Origin of the sequence: Streptomyces sp. WELS2, from assembly GCF_013870595.1 — a bacterium.
Taxonomy (GTDB): Bacteria; Actinomycetota; Actinomycetes; order Streptomycetales; family Streptomycetaceae; genus Streptomyces.
The window spans coordinates 1-5776 of record NZ_JACBWZ010000383.1; the positions used below are offsets into that span (position 1 = coordinate 1).

Consider the following 5776-nt stretch of genomic DNA (forward strand, 5'->3'; position numbering starts at 1 on the left):
GAGCACCCCCGCCGCGGCCAGTACGTCCCGCGCGCGTGCCTCGTCCATCGCCCCGCCTCCGTGCCGTCTTCCCGTGCCGTGTCCGTGCGTTGTCCGGCCAGTCTCGCATCCGTACAGGTCGGCGGCGGTGCGCGGGCCCTTGACGGGGCACCGGGCCTTCACGACCATGAACACGCCAACCGAGGCAGGCAAAGGGGCTGATTCCGTGACAGAGGTGGCCGAAGCACGGACACCGGCGGCGCGGGCACACCCCCGCGCCGGACTCCGCACCTTGGACCGCGGCGCCTGGTTCCTGGTCCTGCCCGCCCTCGTCCCCATCCTGCTGCTCAGCGTCGGCCCGCTGCTCTACGGCGTCCTGCTGGCCTTCACCGACGCCCAGTCCGGCCGGACGGCCGCCACCCGCTGGACCGGCGCCCTCAACTTCCGGGACCTGCTGCACGACACCCTGTTCTGGGAGTCGTTCCGCATCGGCCTGGTCTGGGCGGTGGGCGTGACCGTGCCCCAGTTCCTGCTGGCGCTCGGCCTGGCCCTGCTGCTGAACCAGGACTTACGGCTGCGCGGCCTGGCCCGCACCCTCGCGATCGTGCCCTGGGCGATGCCCGAGGTCGTCGTCGGCATCATGTGGCGGCTCGTCTACAACCCGGACGCGGGTGTCCTCAACGAGACCCTGCGCGACCTCGGCCTCGGGGACGGCCGGGACTGGCTGAGCGGTCTGGCCACCGCGCTGCCCGCGGTGATCGTCGTCGGCGTCTGGGCGGGCCTGCCGCAGACCACGGTCGCCCTGCTCGCGGGGCTGCAGAACGTCCCCCGCGAACTCCACGAGGCGGCGGCGGTCGACGGCGCGGGCGCCTGGCGCCGCTTCCGCGCGGTCACCTGGCCCGCGCTCGGACCGGTGGCCCTCGCCATCACCGCGCTGAACCTGATCTGGAACCTTAACTCCTTCGGCCTGGTCTACGTCCTCACCGGTGGCGGGCCCGGCGGCAAGACCCGGCTGCCCATGCTCTTCGCCTACGAGGAGGCCTTCCGCTACGGCCAGTTCGGCTACGCGGCGGCCATGGGCTGTGTGCTCGTCGCCGTGGTCTCCGTCCTGCTCGCGGTGTTCCTGGCCGGCCGGCTGCGCGGCGGTGAGGACGCGTGAGGGCCGCGCGCACCCCAAGGACCCGCCGCGCCGCCCGCGCCGGCCAGTACACGGCCCTGCTCGCCTACCTGCTGTTCCTCGCCTTCCCGCTGCTGTGGCTGCTGTCCACCGCGGTGAAGTCCCCGCGCGAACTGGGCAGCCCGCACCCCGCCTGGATCCCGCGCCACCCCACCCTCGCCAACGTCCGGCAGGCCTTCGCCGAGCAGCCGCTGGCACACGCCGCCCTCAACTCCCTGCTGGTGGCGCTCGCCACCGCCGTCGTCACGGTACTGATCGCCACCCCGGCGGCCTACGTCATGGCCCGGCACCGCACCCGGGCCGCCCGGGCGGCCACGGGCTGGGTGGTGGTCGGTCAGGCGTTCCCCTTCGTCCTGCTGATCATCCCGCTGTTCCTGGTGCTGAAGCGGCTGCGGCTGATCGACTCCCTCACCGGACTGGTGCTGGTGTACGTGGTGTGGTCGCTGCCGTTCGCGCTGTGGATGCTCGCCGGCCACGCCCGCGCCGTCCCCGCCGAACTGGAGGAGGCGGCGGCCGTCGACGGGGCCGGACGGCTGAGAACGCTGACGTCGGTGACGGCGCCGCTGCTCGCGCCGGGCATCGCGGCGACGGCCCTGTTCGCGTTCGTCACCGCGTGGAACGAGTTCTTCTTCGCGCTGGTGCTGCTCAAGAGCCCGCGGCGGCAGACGCTCCCGGTCGTCCTCACCCACTTCATCGGCGCGGAGGGCGTGGCCGACCTCGGCCCGCTGGCCGCCGCCGCGTTCCTGGCCACCCTGCCCTCCCTGGCCTTCTTCGCACTGGTCCAGCGGCGGATCACCAGCGGCCTGCTCACCGGGGCGGTGAAGAGCTGATGCGCACCCGGATCACCCTGGCGCTGGCCGTGCTCCTGCTCCTCCTCGCGGGCTGTTCCCCCGGCGGCCCCGCGGACGGCCCGGTCACCCTGCGCTTCCAGTCCCTGGCCTGGCAGCCCGAATCCGTCGCCGCCACCAAGGAGCTGGTCCGGGAGTGGAACGCCACCCACCCGGACGTCGAGGTCGAGTACGTCCAAGGCGGCTGGGACGGCGTGCACGACCAGCTGCTCACCTCCTTCGAGGGCGGCGAGGCCCCGGACGTCATCCACGACGCCTCCGACGACCTCGCCGACTTCGCCTACGGCGGCTACCTCGCCGACCTCTCCGGCCTGCTGCCCGGCCGGCTCGCCTCCGACATCCCGCGCGACAGCTGGGAGACAGCCACCTTCGGGCGCGGTGTCTACGGCGTGCCCTTCCTCCAGGAGCCCCGGGTGCTGATCGCCGACGCCGACCGGCTGCGCGCGGCCGGGGTGCGCATACCGACCCCCGGACATCCCTGGAGCTGGCCGGAGTTCCGGCAGGTCGCCAAGAAGCTCACCGGGCCCGGGCGGTACGGCGTGGCCTGGCCGCTGAGGGAACCCGTGTCCGCCACGCTCAACCTGTCCCTGTCGGCGGGCGGACGGCTCTTCCACCGGGGTGCGGACGGCAAGGTCGCCGTGCGGTTCGAGGCCGGGGACGCGGTCGTGGCGCGCACCATCCACGACCAGATCGCCGTCGACCGCAGCGCCCCCGCCTCCACCCTCGGCAGCGGCGGCGCGGACACCCTGCCCGGCCTCTTCGGCGGCCGGTACGCGATGGTCCCGCTGGGCTTCTCCTACCGCCAGCAGATCGCACGGCAGGCCCCCGAGGGCTTCCACTGGCAGGTGCTGCCCGCCCCGGCCGGCGCCGACGGGCTCACCCAGGGCGTCAGCCCGCAGACGCTGTCCGTCTCCGCCGACTGCCCGCACAAGAAGGAGGCCGTCGCCTTCATCGACTTCCTGCTGCGCCCCCGGAACATGGTGCGCCTCGCCCTCGGCGACTGGATGCTGCCCACCGGCACCCAGGCCCTGAAGGACCCGGCCCTGCGCACCGCGCGGCACGGCTGGGCCACCGGCACCGCCCTCGCGGCCCGGCTCCGTCCCGCGCCCGCCCAGTCCGTGCGCGGCTACCCGGAATGGAAGGACAAGGTCGCCACCCCGGCGTACCAGGAGTACTACAGCGGCGCGATCACCCTCGCCGGACTGCGCCACCGCCTGGAGCGGGACGGCAACCTGGTACTGGCCCGCTACCAGCGCTGACCGTCCGCCTCCGGGCGTACCCCGTGTACGGGAAAAGAATTAGACGAGACGTATCGTCTCGCTTAGTGTCGGCGACATGACCACGCACCCCGCCCCCGCCCACATCGCCATGTTCTCCATCGCCGCCCACGGCCATGTGAATCCCAGCCTGGAGGTGATCCGTGAACTCGTCGCCCGCGGCCACCGGGTCACGTACGCCATACCGCCCGTCTTCGCCGACAAGGTGGCCGCCACCGGCGCCCGGCCCGTCCTCTACCACTCCACCCTGCCCGGCCCCGACGCCGACCCGGAGGCATGGGGGAGCACCCTGCTGGACAACGTCGAACCGTTCCTGAACGACGCCGTCCAGGCGCTCCCGCAGCTCGCCGAGGCCTACGCCGGCGACGTCCCCGACCTCGTCCTGCACGACATCACCTCCTACCCGGCCCGCGTCCTCGCCCACCGCTGGGGCGTCCCGGCGGTCTCCCTCTCCCCGAACCTCGTCGCCTGGGAGGGCTACGAGGAGGAGGTCGCCGAGCCGATGTGGCGCGAGCCCCGGCAGACCGAGCGCGGCCGGGCCTACTACGCCCGGTTCGAGGGATGGCTGAGGGAGAACGGGATCACCGAGCACCCGGACGCGTTCGCCGGTCGTCCGCCGCGCTCCCTGGTGCTCATCCCGAGGGCGCTCCAGCCGCACGCCGACCGGGTGGACGAACGCGTGTACACCTTCGTCGGCGCCTGCCAGGGAGACCGCGCCGAGGAAGGCGGCTGGCAGCGGCCCGCCGGCGCCGAGAAGGTCGTGCTGGTGTCGCTCGGCTCGGCCTTCACCAAGCAGCCCGCCTTCTACCGGGAATGCGTGCGCGCCTTCGGCGACCTGCCCGGCTGGCACCTCGTCCTCCAGATCGGCCGGCAGGTGAGCCGCGCCGAACTGGGCGAGCTGCCGGACAACGTGGAGGTGCACGACTGGGTGCCGCAGCTCGCGATCCTGCGCCAGGCCGACCTGTTCGTCACCCACGCCGGCGCCGGCGGCAGCCAGGAGGGGCTGGCCACCGCGACGCCCATGATCGCCGTACCGCAGGCCGTCGACCAGTTCGGCAACGCCGACATGCTCCAGGGGCTCGGCGTCGCCCGGAAACTGGCGACCGAGGAGGCCACCGCGGAGCTGCTCCGCGAGACCGCCCTCGCCCTGGTGGACGATCCGGAGGTCGCGCGCCGGCTCGCGCGGATCCAGGCGGAGATGGCTCAGGAGGGCGGTACCCGGCGGGCGGCCGACCTCATCGAGGCGGAACTGCCCGGACGCCGCGAGCGGTAGGGCCGGCGGACGCCCGGCCGGTGTCCGTTCCGGCCGGCAGAGATCCGCTTTGTGATATCGAAACCTTGTTGAACAAGTCACAGCTGCGTGAAGAGGTTGATCCGGCCGCCGCCCATCGGCGAGAGTTTCGCGCAGCCCGCCTCGGCGCGGGCACGGCCGTCGTGCTCGCCCCCACGGGGCACGGCGGCCGTACACGTACACCCACTCCCCGGCAAGGCGCGGCGCCTGGTGGACGGTTGGCTGAAAACCGACCGTTCGGCCGTCTTCCAGTGACACCGGAGCCACGGCCGACGCAGAACGAGACGTCGCCGCGGTCCGACGTCACAGGGGAGCGCCGGACCGCGGCCGCCGATACCACACACCCGCCCCCCATGGGGCCCGCTCACCGAAGCGCGCGACAAACCCGTCAGGCTGTCCCTAGGGTGAAGCCCACGGAAGGCCGGAAGGGGCGGAATCAGGGTGAGAGGCAGACCATCACCGGCGTCGCCACGCCACCGCGAGGGCACCGTGACCCGGCGATCGGACACCCGTGCGTACCTGGACCGCGACGTCACCGAGCAGAGGGCCGTGGACGCCGTCGGCGACCGGTCGTACGCGCCCTTCCGTGCCGGACCCGGCGGGAGCGGTCAACGGGCGACGCCCACTCGGACGGGTGACGGATTTCGGCCCTCGCGGGTCCCCGGCCCCGTCCGGGGCGGACGGCGTCCACCGCGGGAATCCGCGGTCACGGAGGCACCGCACCGGCGATATCAAGCCAACGTTCGCGCTGTCGGCCGGTCTCGGCATCGTTCCTTCGGCACGGCCGTACCGGCCGGCGGCACGCACCCACGACATCGGTGACGTCTGCGGCCCCGGCCGCCCGACGGCTCCTCCGGCCCGCGAGCGAGGACAGGACATGAGCACATACGACTTCGGAAACGTCAACGGACCGGCCCGCTTCGGCGACCGCGCCACCCCGGACCTGGAGACCCTGATGGAGGCCGCCGACCGGCTCACCGAGGCGCTGCGCGCCGAGTACCCGGGGCTGGTCGGCAGCGGCGAGACCATCCAGGAGCAGCTGGCGCAGTCCGCCGAGGACGGCCTGCCGCCCAACCGGGGCCGGATCCGCTCCGCACTGGAGACGATCGCCATCGCGGCCTCGGCCGGCACCGCCAGCCTCGACTACACCCGGCACCTCCTGCACGCCCTGGACCTCTGACCGCCCACGGCCGGCGGACCCGCG

Annotated in this window: 4 protein-coding genes and 1 pseudogene; all 5 read left to right on the forward strand. The window is 73.4% G+C overall.

The features are described 5' to 3' along the window. The first annotated feature begins 205 nt into the window (after positions 1-205). The 5 genes and pseudogenes from H5J33_RS21085 to H5J33_RS21105 all read left to right on the forward strand — a co-directional run bounded on the left by H5J33_RS21085 (position 206) and on the right by H5J33_RS21105 (position 5752). The gene (locus H5J33_RS21085) at positions 206-1138 is read left to right on the forward strand and encodes a carbohydrate ABC transporter permease (protein WP_399552891.1); all 933 of its coding nucleotides are present in this window, start codon (positions 206-208) and stop codon (positions 1136-1138) included. Further along, a complete protein-coding gene (locus H5J33_RS21090) occupies positions 1135-1986 on the forward strand; it encodes a carbohydrate ABC transporter permease (RefSeq protein ID WP_181796484.1) in 852 nt (283 codons plus the stop codon). The genes H5J33_RS21085 and H5J33_RS21090 overlap by 4 nt, the downstream gene beginning before the upstream one ends. Then, positions 1986-3263: an ABC transporter substrate-binding protein gene (locus tag H5J33_RS21095; RefSeq protein ID WP_181796485.1), complete on the forward strand. Its 1278-nt coding sequence runs from the start codon at positions 1986-1988 to the stop codon at positions 3261-3263. Before H5J33_RS21090 ends, H5J33_RS21095 begins: the two co-directional genes overlap by 1 nt. 33 nt (positions 3264-3296) lie before the next feature. Then, a pseudogene (gene mgt / locus H5J33_RS21100) lies at positions 3297-4554 on the forward strand (macrolide-inactivating glycosyltransferase); the annotation flags it as partial. Positions 4555-5449: 895 nt separating this feature from the next. After that, positions 5450-5752, forward strand: a complete 303-nt coding sequence (locus H5J33_RS21105; protein WP_181796487.1) for a hypothetical protein — start codon at positions 5450-5452, stop codon at positions 5750-5752. The last annotated feature ends 24 nt before the right edge of the window (positions 5753-5776 follow it).

Coding starts and splice junctions, on each gene's coding strand:
- H5J33_RS21095 (WP_181796485.1), top strand. CDS start 1,986: ATGCGCACCCGGATCACCCTGGCGCTGGCCGTGCTCCTGCTCCTCCTC.
- H5J33_RS21105 (WP_181796487.1), top strand. CDS start 5,450: ATGAGCACATACGACTTCGGAAACGTCAACGGACCGGCCCGCTTCGGC.